Genomic DNA, 22,349 nt, shown 5'->3' on the forward strand with positions numbered 1-22,349 from the left:
TTCGTCTATCATCAAGACGATCCATTCGTGAGCCATTATGTATCCGATTGGGATGAACTAAAGAAACTGCCGAAATCGCCTCAAAAAGCCATTTCTGATTGTAGATTCGTGCGCTCCACCGTTTCGTTTTTGAGAATCGGTAAGAACGCTACAGGTCAAATATACAAAACTAGGAAAGACGCCACAATAGATTTTTTGTAAAAAATAGGTGAATAGTAGTAAATAGAAATATATTTATATAGGCTGTGTATGGAAATTAAATTTTGGATTCACCCCTTTAAAGAAAACGCTTACATTTTATTAAATTTTCGTCTGGTTTTCGTTTTACTAAAATAAAGTTTTGTTTTTACGAGATGAAGTGATCTGCTTTTTCAATTGCCAGAAGAAATGATTCTCGGTGCAAACGATGGACATCATCGGCCCACATCTCAATCTTCGCTCCGCGTCGTTTTAATTCAATCGGTAATCCGCGACCAATCCAATCGAGCTGCCGTTGCAAGATATGACGTTTTCGTCCATCTTGTCGTTCCGCCTCCGTGAACTGGCGCAGATACTGCAAGACGTAACCGAATCCGAATTCAATCGGAATCCGCAATTCCGCTCCCTTGTCGCGTATCTGGATGATGCCGGCTCCATAATGAATGGCTCGAAACAATTCCTCGTTGACGCGCTGATACCACGTTCCCTGTGTTAGACAGTGCGGTTCTAGTGCGCCTTTTTTCCCACTCGGTAAGACTGCGAAATAATCAATGACCATGGGTCTGCTCCTTTTCATCAAAAATAGGTGAGTCCGCGAGGGGCTCACCTATCATGACAGGTCAAACGGTTCGATTGTTCGAAAATGATTTAGCCGGTCGTCCGATACTTTCGTATTGCACATCTCCAGGTTGATCCGTAAACGACCAACAGTTGCGTCCATCGACGACACGTGGTTGACGCATCTGACGAACGAATTGCTCTGGTGTAATGTTACGGAGCTCTTCCCATTCCGTCATAATAACTGCAACATCTGCATCCTTCAATGCTTCTTCGACCGTTTGCTTCTGATCAAGTAACGTCCGGGCAACTGGATCATATCCGGTTACACTGACGCCAAATTGCTCCAGTCGTGTTGCGAGGCGTAGTGCCGGCGCGTCTCGTAAATCATCCGTTCCCGGCTTAAAGGCGAGACCGAGTAGCGCCACGCGCATTCCCGTCCGCGGTTGGATTTTTTGTAAGACATAATCTAGCTGGGCTTCATTCGTTTTATCTGCTGCTTCAATGACGTGAAGTCGTTGCTCATGCTCGCGCGCAAGCGTCGTGAGCGCTGCGATGTCTTTCGGGAAACATGATCCCCCGTATCCGGCTCCCGCTCGTAAAAACGAGGAACCGATTCGTGGATCGAGACCGATTCCTTTTGCGACGTCCGATACGTCAGCCCCAACAGCATCCGCTAGTCGCGCGATTTCATTGATAAAACTGATTTTCACTGCCAAAAAACTATTTGCTGCATATTTCGTTAACTCAGCCGTCGTCGGGTCGACTGCAACAAGAGGTGCTGTCGTTGCAAATAATGTTGCAAGTTCTTTTGACAACTCATCATCATTCGTTCCAATGACGACCCGATGAGGATTGCGCATATCAGCAAGCGCCGTACCCTCCCGTAAAAACTCAGGGACCATCGCAAAGCGTAGCGTCGGATACTGCATCGCTAGTTGCATCGTCGTACCAGGTGGAACTGTCGATTTAATGATGACAGCTGCAGTTGGTGCGATTCGCTCAATATGGGCGACGACGGCTTCTACTGCTGATAAGTCACAGCTCCCGTCCGCTTTCTCCGGTGTTCCGACAGCGACAAGATATGTCTTTGCGACTGGGTATTCCGTCGTGAATGTCATTCGTTGTTGATTCGCGACTAGCGCTTCTTCGATCCCCTCTTCTTTAATCGGCGGGATCCCTCGTGTCAGTTGCGCCATCCGTTCTGCATTCAAGTCAACGCACGTTACGTCGTGTCCATTTTCCGCCAGTCCGATTGCGGTCACGAGACCAACATATCCTGTTCCAATCACTGTCAGTTGCATTTCATCACGTCCTTCGATAGTTTCTCTGTCTCCACTATACGGGAGAGCAGAAGATTTGTGCATCGAAAAAGCTTTCCGAATACGCTATACTGGATTACGGGAATGGGAGGAATGCTCGTGGCTATCATTATCTTTTGCCTCGTCTGTCTCATTGCGTATCGGATCCGCAAGCTTCCCGAAGCACTACGGACGATTTTACTCATCCTCGGTTTACTCAGTGGATGGTTCGCGCTCTTTGAGATGATCAGCTTCATCGAAGCTAACCCGTATCTAGCTGCAATCCCGATTGGACTGGGACTTGCTTACTGGTACTGGTACCGTAAAAAGAAACAAGCAACCGACAAAACCCCTTCCGACTCGTGAAGTGGGTTTTTCTTGTAGATGAACGAAAAAAGCGATGTCTCCTCAAATGGGGGACATCGCTTTTCATATTCAGGACTGGACTTTGCGTTCGATTGCTGCGATTTTCTCTTCGATCTCAAGCAACTTCAGTTCGTGTTCGAGTTCGAGACGACGTTTTTTGCGTTTGAGACGATCGAGTTCTTCCGCGAGCGACTCGTTCGACGCTTCCGGCTTCGGAGGTGCTTGCTCCATCGATTGACGGAGTGGATCAAACAAGTTTGATTTCGCGAACTGAGCCGCTTCCGGTCCGAACATATCTTGGATGAGTGGGAGAATCTTGTTCATCGCGGTTCCTGGAATCTGTGACTTTTCATCGACGAGACGTTTGAGCGCCAATTCATCGACGAGATACCCTTTTCCGTCCTGTTCGGCATGCAATTCGCCCGTCCGAATCCAGCGACGGACCGTTTCTTCTGAGACACGTAACAATTCACTGATCTGTTTTGTCGTTAACATCGTCATCCCTCTTTCCCTCTAGTAGTACTTTTACTATACACACATGTGTGCGTGTGTGTCAAAGGATACACACATCAAAAAAGAGACCCTCGTATAGAAGGTCTCTAATCGTTATGCTCCCCGACGAACGAGTAACCAAAGGCCGACGATAGCAAGTCCTGCTCCCGTTGCTGCATATGGGAACGGCTTGTCTTCACCTGCTTGTGGTAATGTGCCCGTTGCTGTCGTAGGTTTCGACTGTTTTTCAGCCGATTCGACTGTTTGGACAGATGTTTCTGTTGACGTTGGTGTTGGCGTCGGTTTCGCGACCGGTTTTGCTTTCGCGATTTCCGCGAGCAAGATCGTACCGAGGCTACCTTCTTCAATCGTCACACCCGCTTCCGGTGATTTTCGCTCGAAGTACTTCAACAACTCATCAATCATCTCTTGTTCTTCCGGCGATATTGCTTCTTCATCGCTCGCCATCAGTTTCATCGCTTTCGCTTGCTGAGCGAATGACTCATAGTCTTCATACATCTCTTCATCCATATCCATCATCAAGTCATCCATGTCAAGGTGATGCATCGCTTTGACCGTGTAGCCCGCTGCGACTTCCGTCTTGATCGTGTACGTTCCCGGATCAAGTTGGAGCATCATCAAGTCATCTTTTGCGATCTTTTCCTGATAGACATCCTTTCCTGTGATCGCATCCGTTACCGTATACGTCGCAGGAACTGTTCCTTCATCAAAATCTGGCTGTTGGTTTCCGTTTGCATCAAAGAAATTGACGACAGCTAACCAATGCTCGAACATACCGTCGAGCTCTTCGTCGCCGTAAATCCCAGCGTCAATCACTTCCTTCTGACCGGCGACGAGACGAACTTTCTTCATCCCAAAGTCTTCATCGACATCCGAGTCGATCGTCCGGTCATCACCGACGTTTTGCTCGGAATAGAAGTAATATCCCATGTCATATCCGTCGACTTCGACTTCATATGTTCCTGGTTTTAAATCCTTGAAGCTATATAGACCATTCTTCGTATATGCTTCATCGATGACATCTTCATTCCGGTCCATCAAATAGACGACGACATCATCGAGACGTGTTTCCTTCTCTTGGCGAATGCCGTCTTCGTTCTCATCGAACCAGATTGTTCCTTCAATCGTTGCCGTCGTCGGCGCTTCGACTGGTGTCGGTGTCGCGTCATCACCTGTCTCTGGCTCGTCTGTCGTTGGCTCTTCCTTGACCGGTTCTTCCGTCACAGGCTCTTCTGGTGTTGGTTCCTCCGTCACCGGTTCATCCGTTGCTGGATCTTCTTTGACCGGTTCTTCTGTTACGGGTGTCTCTGGAGTTGGTTCTTCTGTCGTCGGTTCTTCTGGTGTAACGACTTTACCGAATTCGACGAGAATCGTCCGTTGTCCATCTGCTGAGACGACCTTGACGACAGGTGCCGTCTCTGCCGTGAACGTCACGACCGGTGTCTCTTCGATGTTGACATCTTCACCTGTCACGCCGTCTTCAAAGACGAGTGCCGTCTCCGACGTGATATCGACGATGCCTGTGCCTTCAAACGTTAACGTATACGGACCCGTGCCCGTTCCTGTGACGTCCCACTCGACGGTTTCTGCGTAGACCGGTAACTTCAGACCGAACGCAACGACGAGTGCCATCATAAGTAAACCAAGTTTTTTCATGAGTGTATGTATGCTCCTATCGTGATTTAATATTACCTCCCTAAATAGTAAACAAATCCGCCAAAAATAACCAGAAGAAATCTTGAATTCCTGCTATTTTTTTATAATCAAAAAACCTCGTCCAAGGACAAGGTTTTAGATAAGCTGACGACACGCTTCTGCACATTCCGTACAAGCTTTCGCACAGGCTTGGCAGTGGTCATGATCGTGTTTGCTACACTCTGCAGCGCATGCCTCACAGATTTCTTGGCATGCCTTTGCGAGGACTGCGACATTCGAGCTGTTTCGAGCAATTGCTTGTAACAAGAGGCTACAGATATCAGCACAATCCCGGTCGAGTCGAATACAATTCGCCATATGTCCAACATGTTCTTCTTTCAGACAGGCATCAAAACAATGATTACAAGCAAGAATACAATCTGTCAGTTGTTGCTGTACCGTTTGATCCATAATGATTCCTCCTTTGTATATGTTTTCTGTTCCCTCACGAGCCGAAATCAAACAAAAATAAGACAGCACATGGAGCTAGAAGCTCGCTATGCTGTCTTATTTGACGATCTCAAGCGGAATCTCGATCCCACGCCCTGCTCCTGCATCAATGATGAGGACCGGAAGACGTTGGTCATCGAAGACTTCTTTTTCGATCGTCGTATTGGACGTGTAGGTCCGGATTTCCCCCATCTTCTTCGCTTCGAAGGAGACGAACGGAAACGGAATCGATTGGTTGGCGACTTCGAGTCGGATATCGACCTGTTGGTCATCGAGTCGAATGTCATTCGCTGTCCGGATGACGAGACGCATCCGGTCATTTTCCGTCAGTGTGACCTGCGCGGAAATGTTCTCGGTCTGTCCTGCACGCTTAACGGGATCCACGATGACCGTCGGGGAAGCGGTCTTCGCTTGTTCTGCGCGCTGACAACCAGGAACGACGAGTAAGGAAATCGCGAGGGGGAGAAGCCAGCGTTTCATGTTCGCTTCACTTCATAGCAAACGTCAGTTCAGCGACACAGGCGACTTCCCCATCGACTGTGGCTGTGGCACGACCTTTACCGATTGGTCCACGGACCTTCGTCAATTCGACTTCGAGGCGGAGCTGATCCCCGGGAACGACTTGACGTTTGAAGCGGCATCCTTCAATTCCTGCAAAGAAGGCGAGCTTTCCTTGGTTCTCTTCCATCTTTAAGACGGCGAACGCACCGACTTGTGCGAGTGCTTCGACGATCAAAACGCCTGGCATGACATTGTATTCTGGGAAATGGCCATTGAAGAATTCTTCGTTCGCCGTGACGTTCTTGATTCCGACGGCACGTTTGCCCTCTTCGACCTCGAGAATGCGGTCAACGAGTAAAAATGGATATCGGTGCGGAATGACTTCCTTGATTTGTTCGATCGTATACATATTCGACAGCTCCCATCACTGATTAAATTAAGATTTCATCCAAAAATCGGTGATGCGGGTCCATGTGTCGAGCTTTAACACATCCATTGCCTCGCCACCACCAAACGTCGCATAACCCACCATTGCGCCGACGATCAGTGCTACGACGATGAGAGCGAGAACGATCAGTACACGTACGATGATCGGAACTCGGCGTGTCGAATATGCACGAAGACGTCGCTCTGATTTGTGCTCCGGATTGCCGGTTTCCTGGTTCGAAGGCTGTTGCTTCTTCTTCAGGCGTTCACGCGTTGGCTGATCCGTGCCTGTTTGGTTTTGTACCATCTTGATCACCTTTCATTGATTCAGTCTGAGAACAGTATAGCATATTAGTACCTGGTATTAAATAGTTCCAAATTCGCTACAAAACGTGTTCCGCAACTAGTGTAACACGACCAGACAGGCAATTCCTCTAAAAAATTTTAGTTTGTGTATATAAGGAAGGAGAAAAACAGTTTCCCACGTTCTGCGGTTTTTTGACACTTTTTTAAATCCAAACTGAACGTCTCGGCGTAAGCTCTCCAGAACGACGCAGCAACGGTCCTTGGATGAATATGAAACATCGCTTCAACAATTAATTTAAAAAATTAAAACTTGATGCAATCCAAATCAATCGACGTTGCGTAAGCTATTCAGAACAGGAAAGAAACACCTGCCAAATAAACCAAAAACTGAGAGGAATGATTTAAGATGAAACACACGAAAAAATTCGCAGCATCAGCAATGGCAGCAGCACTCGTACTACCAGGAACGGCAGCATTCGCTTCCGGTGGCGGAGAAGACATGAAACAAGATGCACCGAAAAACGTCACGGTCAAAACAAAAGCCGCTGACCTTCGTGCAACACTCGATCAATTACTCTCTGAGCACTTCGTCCTTGCAGTCATGGACATGAAGAAACAATATGACGGTTCAAAAGACGCGCAATATTACGAAGCAGCACTTAAACAAAACGCACTCGATATGACTCCAGCAATCGCTTCAGTCTATGGCGAAGAAGGCGCAAAACAATTCGAGAAAATCTTCGTTGATCACAACAAATATACGACAGACCTCGTCAAAGCTGTAAAAGCGGACGACCAAGACGGTATCAACGCTTCGAAGAAAGAAACAGAAGAGTTCGTCCAAGATCTCTCAAGCTTCCTCGATACAGCTACGGAAGGTAAACTCCCGAAAGCAGCTGCTGAAGAAGTTCTCCGTGCTCACGAAGCAGACGTCTACAAAACATTCCAGCAATATGCAGCTGGTGACTACGAAGGATCGTACAACACGTTCCGCGAAGGTTACAGCCGTATGTATGATATCTCAAAAGCACTCTCTGTTGCGATCACAACACAGATGCCTGAGAAATTCGACAACACGAAAGCTGACTCAAAAGCAGCAGATCTTCGTTCAACACTCAACAGCCTTGCAGCTGAACACGTTGCTCTTGCAAACCTCAGCATGACAGCTGGTGTCGATCAAGCGAAAGACTACGATGCAGCAAACTGGGCTGAAGATATGCACACAGCTGACTTCAAAGCAGCAATGAAATCAGTCTACGGTCAAGCCGGTGCAGATCAGTTCGAGCAAGTTTGGACGAAAAACCACATCGAAGCACAAGCTAATCTCGTCACAGCAGCAATCAATGACGACAAAAAATTGATGGGTGACGCACAAGATATGCTCAAAATGTTCTCGAACGACTTCGGTGCATTCCTTGGTGCAGCTACAGAAGAAAACCTTCCAACAAAAGCAGCACAAGAAGCCGTATCAGGTCACGAGACTTACGTCCAAGATACGTTCATGCAGTATGTTGAAGGCGACTACAAAGGTTCTGTCGACACATTCCGTGAGTCTTACGCTTACATGTACGGCGTAGGAGCTAACCTCGGTGATGCAATCGTTAAACAATCACCAGAGAAGTTCATGGATGGTACTCCAGGATCAATGCCTAACACAGGTAACGGTGGAATGAGCGACAACAACACAGCTGCAACAACTGGTGCGATCGCAGTATTCGGTCTTGCACTCGGAGCAGTTGGTCTTGTCCTCGCACGTAAACGTCAAAACGCCTAAGAAATTGGGTATAATCAATAACAGGATAGCGACATGCTATCCTGTTATTTTTGTACATAGAGGGAATCCCTTCTCTCGGAAAGGAGATACGCGCTTATGAAACGTTGGTTATTACCGGCGAGCATCCTCTTGATGGTCGTTTCGGTCGGAACCTTGCTGTTCCTCTTGTTCGGTCAAACTAAACCAGACACATCGAACATCACGCAAGGCGATCCAAAAACAGAATCCGCGGCCTCTTCCGAGACGAAGGAAGAAGATCCGCTCAAGCCGTCTGAAATCTTCAAGAAGGAGTTCAAGGACCTATCGTCAACGGAGGTCGAGCTTCCGAAACAACTCTTCATCCCGAAGCACGACATTAAAACGAAAGTTGAACAGGTCGGGCTCGATAAAGATGGCGCGATGGCGACACCTAAAAACGAACAACAAGCCGGCTGGTACAAGTTCGGTCCGCGTCCAGGTGACGTCGGAAATGCCGTCATCGACGGTCACACTGATACGAAGACTGGTCCAGCGATTTTCTATAAACTGCATGAACTGAAGAAAGGTGACCCGGTCGAAATCACCGATGCGTCCGGACGGAAGCTCGTCTTCCGCGTCAAGGAGCTCGTCCAGTACGATCACTTAAAAGCACCACTGAAGAAAATCTTTGGTCCAGCCGATACACGGAACTTAAACTTGATTACGTGTATCGGAACGTATGATGAGAATCAAGGGACGTATGATGATCGTCTCGTCGTCTTCACAGAACTTGACGAGAAAGCATCCGATCCCGTCAAGACACCACCGAAACCTGCTACGAACATCCGTGTCAGTGGCGGTTTCATCAACTGGTATGCGTCAACTGATGAAGACGTCGTCAAATACAATGTCTACCAAGAAAAGGACGGAAAACGCAAAAAACTCGGTACGACAGAATCGATCGAGCGTAAAGCGTTCCCGCTTCCTGAAGATGCAACCGGTCGTTTTGTCATCACGGCTGTCAGTAAAGCCGGAATCGAATCAGAAGACGCGTTCAGCGCTGTTCAGAAATAACGAAACGGGATGTCTCCAAGTCGGAGGCATCCCGTTGTTCATTTATTCGCTGCTGGTAATGCAATTCGGAGTTGTTTCTTACCAGACATCGTCTCATAAAATAGACTAAGTCGCCCTTCCGTCACGCGGAGCTGTTCCGACGGAATGAAGACGATCCCAATCCGGCTTTCATCCGGCTGATACGTACCGTTCAAGGCATTAAACTGATCCGCGATCGTTACGATCTCGTCCGCTGTCTCATACTCCCCGATTTTTGGTAAGATCTCGATTTCATCCGCTGATTGATTCGTCACTTTAACCGTGATTGCAAGCAACCGTCCCGTCTCCCCCATCACTTGGAGAAGCTTTTGCTTTTCGACTTTCATTTGAACGAGTGGCGTCTGCCGCGTTTTTTCCGTCGTATCGACGTCAAGCGTCTTCAGCTTCAATCCCGCCATCTCATAGACGACACCAAGTCGATCTTCGCGATCAAACTGCTTCAGCTGCGCTTCATCAAGACGGATCGATGTTCGCGGTTTCGTCTCTTTCGCAGGCTCTTCCGCCTGAAACCAACCGAAGAGCGGGACCATGAATTTCGTTACGATGATAAGGACGAGCAAGCCCGACATCACATAAAACAATACTGTCTTCACACGTCGCCTCTTTTCTAAGCCTCGATCCGTTCCTTCATCCATCCCCGATCGAGTCCATGTACACCGGGACGTCCATGTGTCGCAAGGTACTGGCAATACTGGACTGCGAGATATTCTGCCTGAAACTCGACATACCGCGTTCCCGGTAGACTGTTGACCTCATAGAGATAGATTTTTCCATCCGCACCAATCCCGACATCGATCCCGAGCGCATCGAGTGGGTAATCATAAAACGATTCGAAATAGACGGGGAATCGTCGCGCAAAGTCAACGATCCGTCGCGAGATCGCTTCATGTTGATCCGGATAGTTCTGCTTCATAAATATGTCCATCCGCGTCGTCGAAAACGCTCCATGACTGAGATGGCTGACCGATTCTTGGTGATTGTTGCTGACGAACGGAAAATATTTGACGAGTTTCCATTGACCGTTCGCTCCCTTCGCGACATGGATCCGCATACAATACGAGTGTCCATGAATCGTTTGCGAGGCAATGAACGGCTGGACGATCATCGGATTCCGTTTGGTCTCTTCTTCGATGCGGGTGATCAATTCCCCTGTCGAACAGACGGTTGACTCCAATAGATGGCTGAATCGATACTCGTCGCCTTTTGGTTCAATCGTATAAATCCGTTGCCCTTGTTTACCATTCGCCGGCTTGAAAACGACTTTTCCGTATTTCTCAATCAGCGGCAAAATCGTCTTTCCTTTCTTTACCCGGTGCATTGGAATCAAGACATCCTGAAACGTGCCTTCTTGTGCCAATTGACGTAGGACGACGTTTTTATTACCGATCCGGTGCGTCGTAAACGGAATCTCGGTTGCGAGTCGCTTGAACAATTCTTTGTCCGCATCACTCAGTGGCAAATGATTATAGATGACATCCGGAAACTCATACATACTTTGATGCCACGCATCTTCGTCGAAGAAGAGTCCGCGGATCGTCCGATTTTCGAAATCAACATCGCGCGGTCGGAAGAAGAAGATGTCGACACCCATCGAGGCTCCGATGACGCAGGCAATCTTATCGCGAAACTGGGGCGTCTCATTTAAGCGTAAAATTCCAATTCGTGTCATGACGCATCCTCCTCGACCGGTTCAAAGTAGATCAAATAACGTTCCGTGCTGTCCGTGACGTTATAAAATGGATAACAGGTCGAGACGACGAGTGACTCTTGCTTCGTTGACTCGAGCACCCGTGTGTCTTTGTAGTCGACGATTTCACTCGACTGCATGACGTAGCGATAGGAGCCGTTCGCGAGATAGAGGACGACTTCGTCGCCCTTCTTCAACTTACTGATTTTCGAGAACGTCGTATCGTTATGCCCGGCGAGGAAAATCCGGTCGCCTTGCCCTGGAAAGGCCGTCTCCGGATGATGGCCGACACCTTTTGCGAGTGTCGCATCATCGACGCCTTCAAGCACCGGTAACTCCATCTCAAGTGATGGCACCCTTAAATATCCGACCGTCTCACCGGTTTGGAAGAGGACATCCTTCGTCTTCTCCTTCGATGGTTTGCTCGTTGCTTCTGATTTTGATGTGGTCGATGAAGTTTCTTCCGCCCGAACGACATCTTTTGCTTTTGCGAGTTCCGTCGTCAAGGTTTGCTGGACCGTCAGTTTTTGATATCCGACGTATCCAAGTAAGGCAAGTCCGATGACGAGTAACAGCGTTGATACGCGTCGCATCATGACGGCACCTCCTTCAGCATTCGTGCCCATGCCCGGCAATAACCAGATAAATTATGCTCGACGTCATCAATCCGGACCCGCATCGAATGGTGCCGGATGTAAAAACTTCCGAGAATCCGACCGGGTTTCTTCATATACATCGCGACTTCCGGATAAAAGAAACCGTTTCGCTGATAGATCATCCGTCGTTCAATCGTCTGGTCGAGCCAGTCGAGTGGAAAGTCTGCTAATAAGTCGACTCTTCCAAGCGCTTCGATCCGGTCGATCATCTCGCGTGCCGCAAGCATCAGTTCAAGGAACGTCGGGTACGTCGTTTCCCGGTGATGAATGAAGTCGAGTTTCGGGGAGACGTTCTTGAGACCGAACTGGAAATAACGCTCTTCCGGCAACCATTTCGTTAACTCGTTCGCACTATAGCTCAACCAATGATCGTGGAATTTCCAGTACGATTTAGCGATGAAATGATCAAATGATCGGACGACACTATCGAGCCAACGGGGATCGGGATCGAGTGCGTACAACCGCATCAAGGCGTATGTCGCTTCCCCTTCGTAATAGATGATCCGGAAGGCTTCCTTTAACGCAAACGACGGATACTCGAGTACATGCAGGTATTGTCCCGACGGTTGTTGCAGTGAAAGAATGCCTGTTGCGAGTCGTTGACTGAGTCGTAGATCATCCATCGTCTGAAGTGTCTGCATGTATTCCGTCAATGCTAAGATCGCTGCAGCATTCGCGCCGAGTTTTATTTCGTTTGATTCGCGATCAAGCACGAAGGAACGCTCCCCTTCATGTACGATCAATTCCTCGATCAAATAGCGTTTTGCTCGATCGATTGCTTGGCGTAATCGTTCGCTTGGTGTCAGTCGATAGGCTTCAATCATTGAATAGAGTGTACTTGCATGACGTAAGCTGTTATAGAACTTAATCGGTTTATCAAAGCATGGGAAGTAACCATATTGGAAGCGACCATTCGCCCGGACTTGGCGAGCAAGATACTCACTCGACTGGGCGACGATTGTCTTGATTTCAGAAGGAAGTTGACTTGTCGTCTCACGGATTTTTTCAACATCACGTATGACTTCAAGTACATGCGGTGTTTCGTCTGCGAAAACACCTAGCGTATCAAAGAGGAGGCATGGACTTGTCGGATGAAAGTTCATCCGCTCCGTCCGCCCTTGTTGGTGCGCATAATTGCTCAAGTTCGTTAGATTGATGTGTAGTTCTGGATGCGTCGGATCTTGTGTCAAAACGGCATTACCATTCAATTCTTCTTCTAGATAGGCACATTGCATCTTCCGATCAAACGCGATTCCGTACCGGAAGTAATTTTTCCGTGTGTCTTTCACTCGCTCGTTTAAGGTCTCAAACGAGAGTGCCTCAAAGTTTCGGGCGATGTCGAGCTTCAACCACGCTACTTCTGGTTGTTGGCGGAGCCAATTGCGTGCTTGATCTTTTACGGATTGTAGCCCTTTACCTTGGAATCGAACGACACGGGCTCGCTCCGATGCTTGTCCGAGTGAGACGAATAACATCATCTGACGATTCCAGTAGTAGATATCATCAGTCTTCATGTGTTGTTCCAGTACATCCATGGCAGTGGTGAATCGGTTGAGCAGGTCCATGTTCAGCTTCACTCCTATTCTAAAAGGATGAATCGCAGTGAGGCACAGATGGCCCCACTACGATTAACTACAGCATGACTTACTCTTGTGGACGGCGACGGAACAGTTTCGTGAACAATCCGGCAGCTGTCGCAAGCATTCCCATGAGGGTGATCAAGAACAGATTTTCCGAAGTATTCGGTAACGTACCACCGACGATTCGTTTCACTGGTTGAGTGATCGGTTTTGAAACGAGTGGTGATTTATTGATTGGAGCACTGACTGTGTTCGCTGGCAATGTCGGCTTGACGCTTGGTCCGTTTACAACGCCGTTCGAAGGAGTTGGCTTGACGTTCGGACCTGAGACAGGGCTCGTTCCAGGAGTTGGTGTGACAACCGGACCATTTCCTGGTGGAGTCGTTGGTGGCGTGACGACAGGAATCGGGATGATGACATTGTCATTGTCGTTATCATCGTTCGGATTCGAGACGTTGTCTGGATCCTCTTTCCCATCATTGTCGTTATCCTTGTCTCCACCATTGTTATTATCATTGTCACCATCATTATCTTGATCCGCATCGGCGTCAGCATCTGCATCTGCATCTGCGTCAGCATCGGCGTCAGCGTCAGCATCAGCGTCAGCGTCAGCATCGGCATCCGCATCAGCGTCAGCGTCAGCATCAGCATCAGCGTCAGCGTCAGCGTCAGCGTCAGCATCAGCATCAGCATCAGCGTCAGCATCGGCGTCAGCATCAGCATCGGCATCTGCGTCAGCATCGGCGTCAGCGTCCGCATCAGCGTCGGCGTCGGCGTCCGCATCGGCATCAGCGTCGGCATCAGCATCCGCATCAGCGTCAGCATCAGCGTCGGCATCAGCGTCAGCGTCGGCGTCGGCATCAGCGTCAGCATCGGCATCAGCGTCAGCGTCAGCATCAGCATCAGCGTCAGCATCGGCGTCGGCATCCGCATCTGCGTCAGCATCAGCATCAGCGTCCGCATCAGCATCAGCGTCGGCATCTGCGTCGGCGTCGGCGTCAGCATCGGCGTCGGCGTCAGCGTCAGCGTCAGCATCAGCGTCAGCATCGGCATCCGCATCAGCGTCAGCGTCAGCGTCAGCATCAGCATCAGCGTCAGCATCAGCATCGGCATCAGCGTCAGCATCGGCATCCGCATCTGCGTCAGCATCAGCATCAGCATCCGCATCGGCATCAGCGTCGGCATCAGCGTCAGCGTCAGCGTCAGCATCTGCGTCAGCATCAGCGTCAGCATCAGCATCTGCGTCAGCATCAGCATCTGCATCAGCATCCGCGTCGGCGTCAGCATCAGCATCGGCGTCAGCATCAGCGTCAGCATCTGCGTCCGCATCGGCATCAGCGTCCGCATCCGCGTCGGCATCTGCGTCAGCGTCAGCGTCGGCATCCGCATCCGCGTCAGCATCTGCGTCGGCATCTGCGTCTGCGTCTGCGTCGGCATCTGCGTCAGCATCCGCATCGGCATCAGCGTCGGCATCCGCATCAGCATCAGCATCTGCGTCGGCGTCGGCATCAGCGTCGGCATCCGCATCAGCGTCAGCATCTGCGTCGGCATCTGCGTCTGCGTCGGCATCCGCATCTGCGTCAGCATCAGCATCAGCGTCAGCATCGGCGTCTGCGTCGGCATCCGCATCAGCATCTGCATCAGCATCTGCGTCAGCATCTGCGTCAGCATCCGCATCAGCGTCAGCATCTGCGTCAGCATCTCCATCTGCCTCTTCATCAAAGACGATCGTATCTTGACCATCTAAATCGGCCAGCAGTTGTGCATCAATTGCAGACGTATTGACGACAGACCCTGTAACAACAGCTTCGTCTTGAGCAACTCCAGCCGGTTTATCAACGATGACATCGGCACTAACAGAAGTTGGTCCAAGTACTTGTACACCTGCGAGTTCATTCGACAAGTTCACTGTATCGTTCGTTACTGCCGTTAAAAGACTGTTCACACCTGGCAGTAAATTTTTGACTGGGTTTAAAACAGGATCAATTAAGTTTCCTGCTATTCCGGATAGTTTTAAATTCGTGATGGCATTGACTAAATCGGTTAAGGCGTCTTGGACAACTTGTTTCGTTACCGTATCAAGATGCTGTCCTAAACCATCACTAAAATCGATGACGATTGAACCATCCGGATTAATCGTGACTGGAGCAGAACCTTCGTAATCCAAAAGATCCGAAAGGGCGGTATCTAAATTCTGTAGATTATCCAGAGCATCCGTTAATTCTGTGAGCCCCTCCACTCTCAACAAACTACCTACGACTGGAGTACGTTGTAATCGATCGATACCCGCTAATAGGTCAGTCACAGTATCTGCTACTGTTCCCGTCAACGGATCTAGCTGTCCTTTAAGCGTCGGTAAATCTTCAAGTGTGATGGGTAATAATTCAACACTGACCGACGCATTACCGTTCGCCTGCATTTTTCCCGCTAAATCTGGAATGTTGAAGACAGCCACCCGGTCTGGGTTCAATACTTCCGCATCGGCTAATCCGACACCGGTTAAATTAAGGGCTAAATCATAGTTATCCGGTTGTTCCGTCAGATTTGCATTGACCGCGACATCTGTCAGTAGTTGAACTTCAGCTAAACTGACTCGATTCGGTCCTTGGACGAGTGAGTTTCGCACCGAATTCGCGAATTGGCTTTGTTGCGTCTGAAACTTCTTTTCAGAATTCTCAGCTGCTTCGGTTTTTGTATAAGTGAATGAGATCGGAGAGAGGGCGAGAGAGGACGCTGCCAGCAGTTTCACTAGTCTTCGTGTGTGGTTTCTATGGTGTCGATTCATCTTCTTTCGAAAATCAGGTGCTTTTTTCTTCATTTCAACACTCCTTTTCTACGGAAAAAATAATCGTACACCTATTATTATGCATGCAATCTCCATGAAAATATACAATTTTTTACAAAAACAATGCTTAAATAGTTACTATTAACCAGTATTTTAGATATTAATTTGCTATAAAAATATAAATAATATATATTATGAATAATTACACGTTAATATATATTGTAATTTTATTTCATGCTAGTTCTATCCATTTTGTGTAAAAACGGCTTATTTCAATTTTATATGACCATAGTTTTAAAAAACGCAAAAAGACCTACGAGCGTCTGCTCGTAGGTCTAGAAACCTGCTTTTTAGTATCGAATGTGTTGCTTACTCCAACGGATCGATTCCTTGAACTGTCGGACGAGATCTTCAGCCGGTGCCGTCAAATAATAGGCAAGTCCGTGCACTTTCTCAGACATCTGCTGGATGACGAGTCCATCTTCGATCAGCTCCTGTAATTGTTCGAGGATTTGACCGTGCGATTGATCGATCCGTTGCTCGAGTTCCCCGATCGTCAACGCACCATCACGCAAGAGATAAATGATGCTCGACTTCAGACTGTTCTCGAAGTTGTGTTGAAATTTTTGCAACGCCAGTAAATCGGCTTGTTCTTCGGTATGACGTGAATCCATCTGATTCCTGCCCCCTTTTTCTTAACTACCTCTTCAGTATGACGCACTTTTACGTGAATTTCAAAACTCAATCGCGATCGGTGATGATCGTATCGAACGTCTTCTCTTCCTCCGTGATGACCATCTTCTTTTGCGACCGGAGATGATACAGGCGACGGATGTTCAAGATGACTACCTTCATGACAGCGTAGAACGGAACACCCAGCAAGACGCCGAAAAATCCAGCGATGTTCCCTGCGACGAGCAAGACGATGATAATTGTCAATGGATGGACATCAAGTGTTTTCCCTTGCACAAGTGGTGACATGATGTGCGAATCGATCTGTTGCGCGACCGTCATGACGATGATCGCATAGATCGCAAGAATCGGATCCTGGATGAACCCGACGATCAACGCCGGAATGACACCGAGAACCGGACCAAGGAACGGAATGATGTTCGTCAATGTCGCAAACAAGGCGAGCAACAACGCATAATCGATCCCGATGATCAGATATCCGATATAGGCGATAATTCCGACACCGATACTGACGATGACTTGTCCTCGGATATAGCTCATGATCGTCAAGTGGACATCACCGAGGATTTTTTTCGTTTCCTTATGATACTCATACGGCATCAGTTTAACGAGATTACCTTTAAGCTTATCACCATCAAGCAACATGTAGATCAACATGATCGGAATGATGACGATCGTCACGACCGTCGTCGTCAGAACACTGACGAACCCACCGACACCTGTACCGATGTTCTTTAGGAACGTCGACGCATACTCCGAGATGTTCCCAGAGAACTTATTGAATAAGTTGTCTTGACCCGTCATGAATCGTGAAAAGAAGGCACTGTTCTCCAGTTGTTCCCGAACGTCGACCAATTGCCGCTGGAACTGTGTCGCAAGCGTCGGAATCGAATTGACGAACTGTGTGATCTGCTCCGATAACATCGGACCAAAGATGAATCCGAGTGTCGTTAAAATACCGATCAAACCAACGAGGACGATCAAAACAGCCGGGCGCCGCTTCATCTTTTTCTCAAGCAACTCGACGATTGGTAGCAGGACATAATAGAGAATCCCAGCGATCGCGAGGGGTGGTACGACCATCTGAAGCAGAATCGCGACTGGTCGGAACAGGAACGTCACATGATCACCAATCCAGACGATGATCAGTAATGTCATAACCCACCAGGCGAATCGGTACCATTTGTTTTCAAACATTTTTTGCATCTAACCACTTCCCTACGTAAAAGAATAAAGTTCAATATCCTCTTTAGTTTTCCTTAAAATGATACTTCTTAATCCTTATTCTTAAAAAATGTATAGTTCGTTATGTAGATAAGAAATATATGATATATTTGTTTCAGTGATTTTTGCAGATTCAAATTTGATGGTGTGTCCGTTTCTGCGTAAGATAAGTATATTCGATATTTAAGCAACCTTTTTTATACATGTAAAATAGAATACGGAGGAAATCCTAGTGAAATGGATCAATCACACAATCGGTCGCCAATTGATGTTCGCTTTTTATATGGTGTTCGTCGCCCTCAGCATCACGTCCGGAATTGTTTACTTCTATACGGAGCAGAAAATCGATCAAGCGAATGCGACGTTCGATGATTTGCGGGAACGGCGAACGAACGCCAATGCACTCGCGAACGAGTGGACTGTCGCGCAAAGTAACGTCAAATCCTACTTATTGACTGGCTCACAAGAAACACTTGATGCCATCAAGACAAATCAACAGGAAATCAACCGCTTGACGACATGGTTTGAAAAGTATGCGGTATATGAGCAAGGAAAAGAATATGCGACAGCGACGCGTCAAATCTATGACGATTACTTCGGAACATCGCTTCCACTCCTGAATGAATACGTTGAAGGAAAAAAAGACGGGAAAATCAATGAAGACTTCGTTGATCCGAATACGCTCGCTGCTCTCTCCAACGGGAAAGACCTGTTCACCGAAAATGGTACGTTACGTGGATCGGTCAGCTTATCAGATGCTGATGTCGACATGACACGGATTGATACGTTACTTTCGGATTATCTAACGTTGATTCAAGGCAAGGAAGTCGATGCAAAGAATGATCTTCTTGGCGAAATGCGTGTTGCCCAGTTCATCTGGCTGTCGAATCTCGTCGTCTTGATTCTCGTCCTCTTCTCGCTCGTTCGTCCGTTCATCAGCCGCGTCACGAAACAGGTCAATACACTGTCTCGCGATAGTGCACTCCTTGCGACGGGGGAAGATATTCAAGCAATTCCGTTGCCTAAACGCAAGGATGAGCTGCATACGTTGACGGCATCGTTCAATCAGATGGCAGCGTCGATTGCAGATAACAAGGTCCATATGCTGGCGAAGAACGAGGAGCTTCAAGCGCAACAGGAAGAACTCGTCGCCCAGCAAGAAGAACTGCAAGCACAGCAGGAAGAACTCGAAGAAGCACTCGATATCACGCTTCGTAGCGAACAACATCTGAAGTATCGCAATGAATTGACAGAGACACTCGCCTCCCGCGAGACATTGACGGCATATCCAGAAATCATCGAAAAGCTTGTCTCGATCACGCATTCTGAAATCGGTGCCCTATTGTTCCTTGATCAACAAGAAGTTCGCTCGACGATCGATTACGGAATGACAGAAGAGATGGTCGGCCGTCTTGTCTCTGACGATCAATCGCTCTTGCACCGGGCACGTCTTTTGAAGCGTCCCGTCCATTCATCGAAACAGGTCGCGCACGAGAGTCCGCTCCCGTATCCATACTATATGTATGAAGTCGCAGTGCCGGTGCTTGATCCGACGAAAGAGCACATGATTGCCTGTATCTATCTCGTCCGCTACCGTGATGCTTTCACGACGGAACAAATGAATGACATCCTGTCGTTCTCGCATCAATTGTCCCTCTCGCTCTTACGGATGGGCATTTATGAGGAAATGATCCGCGAGAAGAACAAGACGACGCAACTGTTGAACTCGATTCGCGAAGCTGTCGTCTATATCGAACATGAGACGGATGAGTTGCTCGTCAACGAACCCCTCATGACGTTATTCCCGGAAGTACCGACTCAGTTCGAAGACGAAGAACGCTCTGCTTTTGAGCAAGCGATGCAAGCATTAGCGGACATCATTGATGAACCGGCAGCGTTCGAGCGCTATATCGAACAAATCGTTGAACTGAACTTACCGAAAGACAGCTTAATCGTCTCGATCCGAAAGCACAGCACGTATATTCAGATTTACGCCGAGAAGATTGAAGTCGACGGCATGTGGGTCGGTACGATGCTCGTCCTGCGCGACGTGACGAAGGAAACGGAAGCCGAGCGGATGAAGGAAGAGTTCGTCTCAACCGTCTCCCATGAATTGCGGACACCGCTCTCTTCCATCTATGGCTTCACGGAACTGATGCTCAACAAACGGTTCGAGGAAGAACGGCAACGGAAGTATCTCCAGACGATTCACTCGGAGACTGGTCGCCTGACGACGCTCGTCAATGATTTCCTCGACGTCCAGCGGATGGAGTCGAGTGAGCACCGCTATGAGATGTCGACATTCGATGTCGTCGAACTGGCCCAGGACTTGATCGAGTTTTATGATGTCTCGCATGAAACGCATAAGATTGACTTTGAGGCACGGGGACCGATCATGATTGACGGTGATGCGGAAAAGATGAAGCAATTGCTGAACAATCTGCTCAGTAATGCCGTCAAGTACTCGCCAAGTGGGGGTACAGTCTTGATACGAATTTCAAACGAACTCGGTTTCGCCCAGATCCGGATCCAGGATGAAGGCATCGGCATTCCGCAAGAGGCCCTTCCGAAACTATTCGATAAGTTCTATCGTGTCGATAACTCCGAGACACGAAAAATCGGCGGAACCGGTCTTGGTCTGTCGATCTGTAAGGAAATCGTCAAACACCATAACGGGACGATTGATGTCGAATCCGTCGTTGGTGTCGGATCGACCTTTACGATTCGTTTCCCGATCGCTGTCATCTCGACGATCCTTACGTATGAAGATTAATCATTCGACCGTTCACATCAGTGGATGGTCTTTTTTGTCGTTAGATCGGATAAGACGCGGGGTATAGTCAAAAGCGCATTATTTTAAGGAGGAATCAACATGCAACTTGGATGGATTGGTTTAGGACATATGGGTGTACCGATGGCAAAACGTCTACTCGACGGTGGTCATGACTTGGTCGTCTACAACCGGACGTATGAAAAAACAGCTCCTTTAGTAGAGAAAGGCGCAACGGCTGTCAAAGAGGCACGAGATGCGGTCCGTCAGAGCGACATTCTTTTCATCATGTTAGCTGACGGACCGGCTGTTGCGTCCGTTCTCGAAAATGTGAAAGAGGATCTCGATGGTAAGACAATCGTCAATTTGAGCACAATCTCACCAGAAGAAACGAAGGAGATGGCTCGTCTCGTCGAAGAGCATAACGGTACGTATCTCGAATCTCCTGTATCAGGTTCTGTTCCAGTCGCAGAAAACGGTCAGCTCGTCCTGCTTGCTGGTGGTGACGTGAAAGTCATCGCGACTTGTCAGCCGTATCTCGACTTACTCGGCAAGGAAACGATTCATTTTGGAGCGCACGGTACGGGAAGTGCGGCGAAACTCGCCATTAATTTGTTGCTTGCTGTCGTCGGTCAAGGGGTTGCGGAGACATTACTCCTTGGAGAAGGTGCAGGACTTGAAAAAGAGAAGTTGATTAAGATGATCAGTGCTTCCGGCATGAATACGCCGCTCTTCACCGGCAAACGCGACATGTACCGGAAGAATGACTTCCCTTCTGCCTTCCCACTCCGGCTGATGGCGAAAGATCTCGGGCTTATCACGGTAGAAGCCACACGCCAACGGCTTGAGCTCCCCCTTGCCCAAGCGACGAACGCTAGCTACACTGAAGCGAAACCTGATTATGGTGATGCTGATATGGCAGCAATTTATCTTGCCTTACAGGAAAAATAACGAAAAGGGTGATGCCTCTCGATTTGAGAAGCACCACCCTTTTGATTTGCAATTATTTAAGAGACGTAACGATTCCCATCATCTGATCACTCGTCATCAAGGCTTTCGAGTTGAACTGATACGCCCGCTGGAGCTGCGTCAAGTTCGTCATCTCAAGCGCCATATCGACGTTTGATGTCTCAAGTCGGCCGACCGTCAATGGATTGCCCGCTGCATTCTGGTATTGTCCGGTTGCTGTAAACAAACCACCACCGACTTCCGTCAACTCACCGTAGTTTGGAATGTCCGCGACACCTACTCGAGCGAGGACACGTCGATCTCCGTTTAGGATTCCCGTGATATTGCCATCCTTGTTCAGTTCAATCTCCGTCGCGTTCGCTGGCAAAACGATTGGATCATTCGCCTGGTTGATGACGGAGCGTCCGGCATCATCCGTCAGCAGGACTTGTCCGTTCGCTTGTGGCGACAACTGAAAGTTCCCGTCTCGCGTGAACTTCGTCACGCCATCCGTATCGACGACACCGAAGAAATGATGTGGATTCCCAAGTGCAGCATCGAGTTTTCGGTCTGTCGTCCGGAACGTTCCGACGCCAAAGCGTGTCGCTTCGTTTGCGACGTAGCCTCCGACACCGAGTCGAAGTCCTTCTGGTGTCGTCAACGGACCTGGTGTAAAACCTGTCGCTTGGTTGTTGATGTTACGGACGAGCAGTTCATTAAACTGAGCATCCCGACGTTTATAGCCGTTCGTATCGACGTTAGCTAAGTTTTGACCGGTCGTATCGAGCTGCTTTTGCAACTGTCCCATCGTACTTGCGGATGTATAGATTGATTGCATCGTATCCTC

General features: G+C 48.5%; 21 protein-coding genes. 5 read left to right on the forward strand and 16 right to left on the reverse strand.

The genetic code is table 11. The features are described from left to right. Window positions 1–346: 346 nt before the first annotated feature. The gene (locus tag L985_RS14730) at window positions 347–757 is read right to left on the reverse strand and encodes a hypothetical protein (RefSeq protein ID WP_047390362.1); all 411 of its coding nucleotides are present in this window, start codon (window positions 755–757) and stop codon (window positions 347–349) included. Window positions 758–818: 61 nt separating this feature from the next. Continuing rightward, on the reverse strand, window positions 819–2,060 hold the full coding sequence (locus L985_RS14735; protein WP_029342710.1) for a UDP-glucose dehydrogenase family protein: 1,242 nt from the start codon (window positions 2,058–2,060) through the stop codon (window positions 819–821). A gap of 111 nt (window positions 2,061–2,171) precedes the next feature. Here L985_RS14735 and L985_RS14740 point away from each other — a divergent pair, with 111 nt between their 5' ends. Beyond that, entirely contained in the window at window positions 2,172–2,423 is a 252-nt protein-coding gene (locus L985_RS14740; RefSeq protein WP_235609842.1) for a hypothetical protein, read from the forward strand. A 69-nt stretch (window positions 2,424–2,492) separates the two neighbouring features. On the opposite strand, the gene L985_RS14745 is transcribed toward L985_RS14740, so the two are convergent. The 6 genes from L985_RS14745 to L985_RS14770 all read right to left on the reverse strand — a co-directional run bounded on the left by L985_RS14745 (window position 2,493) and on the right by L985_RS14770 (window position 6,315). Beyond that, complete coding sequence (locus L985_RS14745; RefSeq protein ID WP_029342712.1) at window positions 2,493–2,918, reverse strand: helix-turn-helix domain-containing protein; 426 nt, start codon at window positions 2,916–2,918, stop codon at window positions 2,493–2,495. 111 nt (window positions 2,919–3,029) lie between these two features. Further along, a complete protein-coding gene (locus tag L985_RS14750) occupies window positions 3,030–4,592 on the reverse strand; it encodes an SdrD B-like domain-containing protein (protein WP_047390359.1) in 1,563 nt (520 codons plus the stop codon). A 135-nt stretch (window positions 4,593–4,727) separates the two neighbouring features. Next, entirely contained in the window at window positions 4,728–5,042 is a 315-nt protein-coding gene (locus tag L985_RS14755) for a four-helix bundle copper-binding protein (protein ID WP_047390356.1), read from the reverse strand. Between the two features lie 96 nt (window positions 5,043–5,138). Beyond that, window positions 5,139–5,561, reverse strand: a complete 423-nt coding sequence (locus L985_RS14760; protein ID WP_029342715.1) for a hypothetical protein — start codon at window positions 5,559–5,561, stop codon at window positions 5,139–5,141. Window positions 5,562–5,568: 7 nt separating this feature from the next. Continuing rightward, complete coding sequence (gene fabZ, locus L985_RS14765) at window positions 5,569–5,991, reverse strand: 3-hydroxyacyl-ACP dehydratase FabZ (protein WP_029342716.1); 423 nt, start codon at window positions 5,989–5,991, stop codon at window positions 5,569–5,571. 27 nt (window positions 5,992–6,018) lie between these two features. Then, the gene (locus tag L985_RS14770) at window positions 6,019–6,315 is read right to left on the reverse strand and encodes a DNA-directed RNA polymerase subunit beta (RefSeq protein ID WP_047390342.1); all 297 of its coding nucleotides are present in this window, start codon (window positions 6,313–6,315) and stop codon (window positions 6,019–6,021) included. 405 nt (window positions 6,316–6,720) lie between these two features. On the opposite strand from L985_RS14770, the gene L985_RS14775 reads away from it, so the two are divergent. Together L985_RS14775 and L985_RS14780 are read left to right on the forward strand one after the other, a co-directional pair. Then, the gene (locus tag L985_RS14775) at window positions 6,721–8,088 is read left to right on the forward strand and encodes a copper amine oxidase (protein WP_047390339.1); all 1,368 of its coding nucleotides are present in this window, start codon (window positions 6,721–6,723) and stop codon (window positions 8,086–8,088) included. 96 nt (window positions 8,089–8,184) lie between these two features. Further along, window positions 8,185–9,120, forward strand: coding sequence for a class F sortase (locus L985_RS14780; protein ID WP_047390336.1), 936 nt, complete (start codon window positions 8,185–8,187; stop codon window positions 9,118–9,120). Between the two features lie 38 nt (window positions 9,121–9,158). On the opposite strand, the gene L985_RS14785 is transcribed toward L985_RS14780, so the two are convergent. From L985_RS14785 to L985_RS14815, 7 genes are all read right to left on the reverse strand, one after another. Beyond that, window positions 9,159–9,752, reverse strand: coding sequence for a hypothetical protein (locus tag L985_RS14785; RefSeq protein ID WP_047390333.1), 594 nt, complete (start codon window positions 9,750–9,752; stop codon window positions 9,159–9,161). A 14-nt stretch (window positions 9,753–9,766) separates the two neighbouring features. Further along, on the reverse strand, window positions 9,767–10,828 hold the full coding sequence (locus L985_RS14790) for a YheC/YheD family protein (protein WP_029342721.1): 1,062 nt from the start codon (window positions 10,826–10,828) through the stop codon (window positions 9,767–9,769). Beyond that, window positions 10,825–11,442 carry a class D sortase gene (locus tag L985_RS14795; RefSeq protein ID WP_052169364.1) on the reverse strand — a complete coding sequence of 206 codons (618 nt, stop codon included), beginning with the start codon at window positions 11,440–11,442 and terminating at the stop codon, window positions 10,825–10,827. Before L985_RS14795 ends, L985_RS14790 begins: the two co-directional genes overlap by 4 nt. Further along, window positions 11,439–13,067, reverse strand: coding sequence for a hypothetical protein (locus L985_RS14800; RefSeq protein ID WP_052169363.1), 1,629 nt, complete (start codon window positions 13,065–13,067; stop codon window positions 11,439–11,441). Before L985_RS14800 ends, L985_RS14795 begins: the two co-directional genes overlap by 4 nt. A gap of 79 nt (window positions 13,068–13,146) precedes the next feature. Next, window positions 13,147–15,900, reverse strand: coding sequence for an adhesive domain-containing protein (locus L985_RS17065; RefSeq protein WP_201247401.1), 2,754 nt, complete (start codon window positions 15,898–15,900; stop codon window positions 13,147–13,149). A gap of 317 nt (window positions 15,901–16,217) precedes the next feature. Beyond that, window positions 16,218–16,541 (reverse strand): winged helix-turn-helix transcriptional regulator, encoded by a 324-nt coding sequence (locus L985_RS14810; RefSeq protein ID WP_029342725.1) that lies wholly within the window; start codon window positions 16,539–16,541, stop codon window positions 16,218–16,220. Between the two features lie 67 nt (window positions 16,542–16,608). Beyond that, a complete protein-coding gene (locus tag L985_RS14815; protein WP_029342726.1) occupies window positions 16,609–17,766 on the reverse strand; it encodes an AI-2E family transporter in 1,158 nt (385 codons plus the stop codon). 250 nt (window positions 17,767–18,016) lie between these two features. Between L985_RS14815 and L985_RS14820 the strand changes: the two genes are divergently transcribed. Both L985_RS14820 and L985_RS14825 read left to right on the forward strand, forming a co-directional pair. Continuing rightward, on the forward strand, window positions 18,017–20,557 hold the full coding sequence (locus L985_RS14820) for a HAMP domain-containing sensor histidine kinase (protein WP_047394553.1): 2,541 nt from the start codon (window positions 18,017–18,019) through the stop codon (window positions 20,555–20,557). A 99-nt stretch (window positions 20,558–20,656) separates the two neighbouring features. Further along, complete coding sequence (locus L985_RS14825; protein WP_047394550.1) at window positions 20,657–21,505, forward strand: NAD(P)-dependent oxidoreductase; 849 nt, start codon at window positions 20,657–20,659, stop codon at window positions 21,503–21,505. Window positions 21,506–21,557: 52 nt separating this feature from the next. Here the strand turns inward: L985_RS14825 and L985_RS14830 are convergent, their stop codons facing one another. Beyond that, a complete protein-coding gene (locus tag L985_RS14830; RefSeq protein ID WP_029342729.1) occupies window positions 21,558–22,340 on the reverse strand; it encodes a flagellar hook-basal body protein in 783 nt (260 codons plus the stop codon). Window positions 22,341–22,349 lie beyond the last annotated feature (9 nt).

The sequence above is a fragment of the Exiguobacterium sp. ZWU0009 genome (assembly GCF_000798935.2).
Taxonomy (GTDB): Bacteria; Bacillota; Bacilli; order Exiguobacteriales; family Exiguobacteriaceae; genus Exiguobacterium_A; species Exiguobacterium_A acetylicum.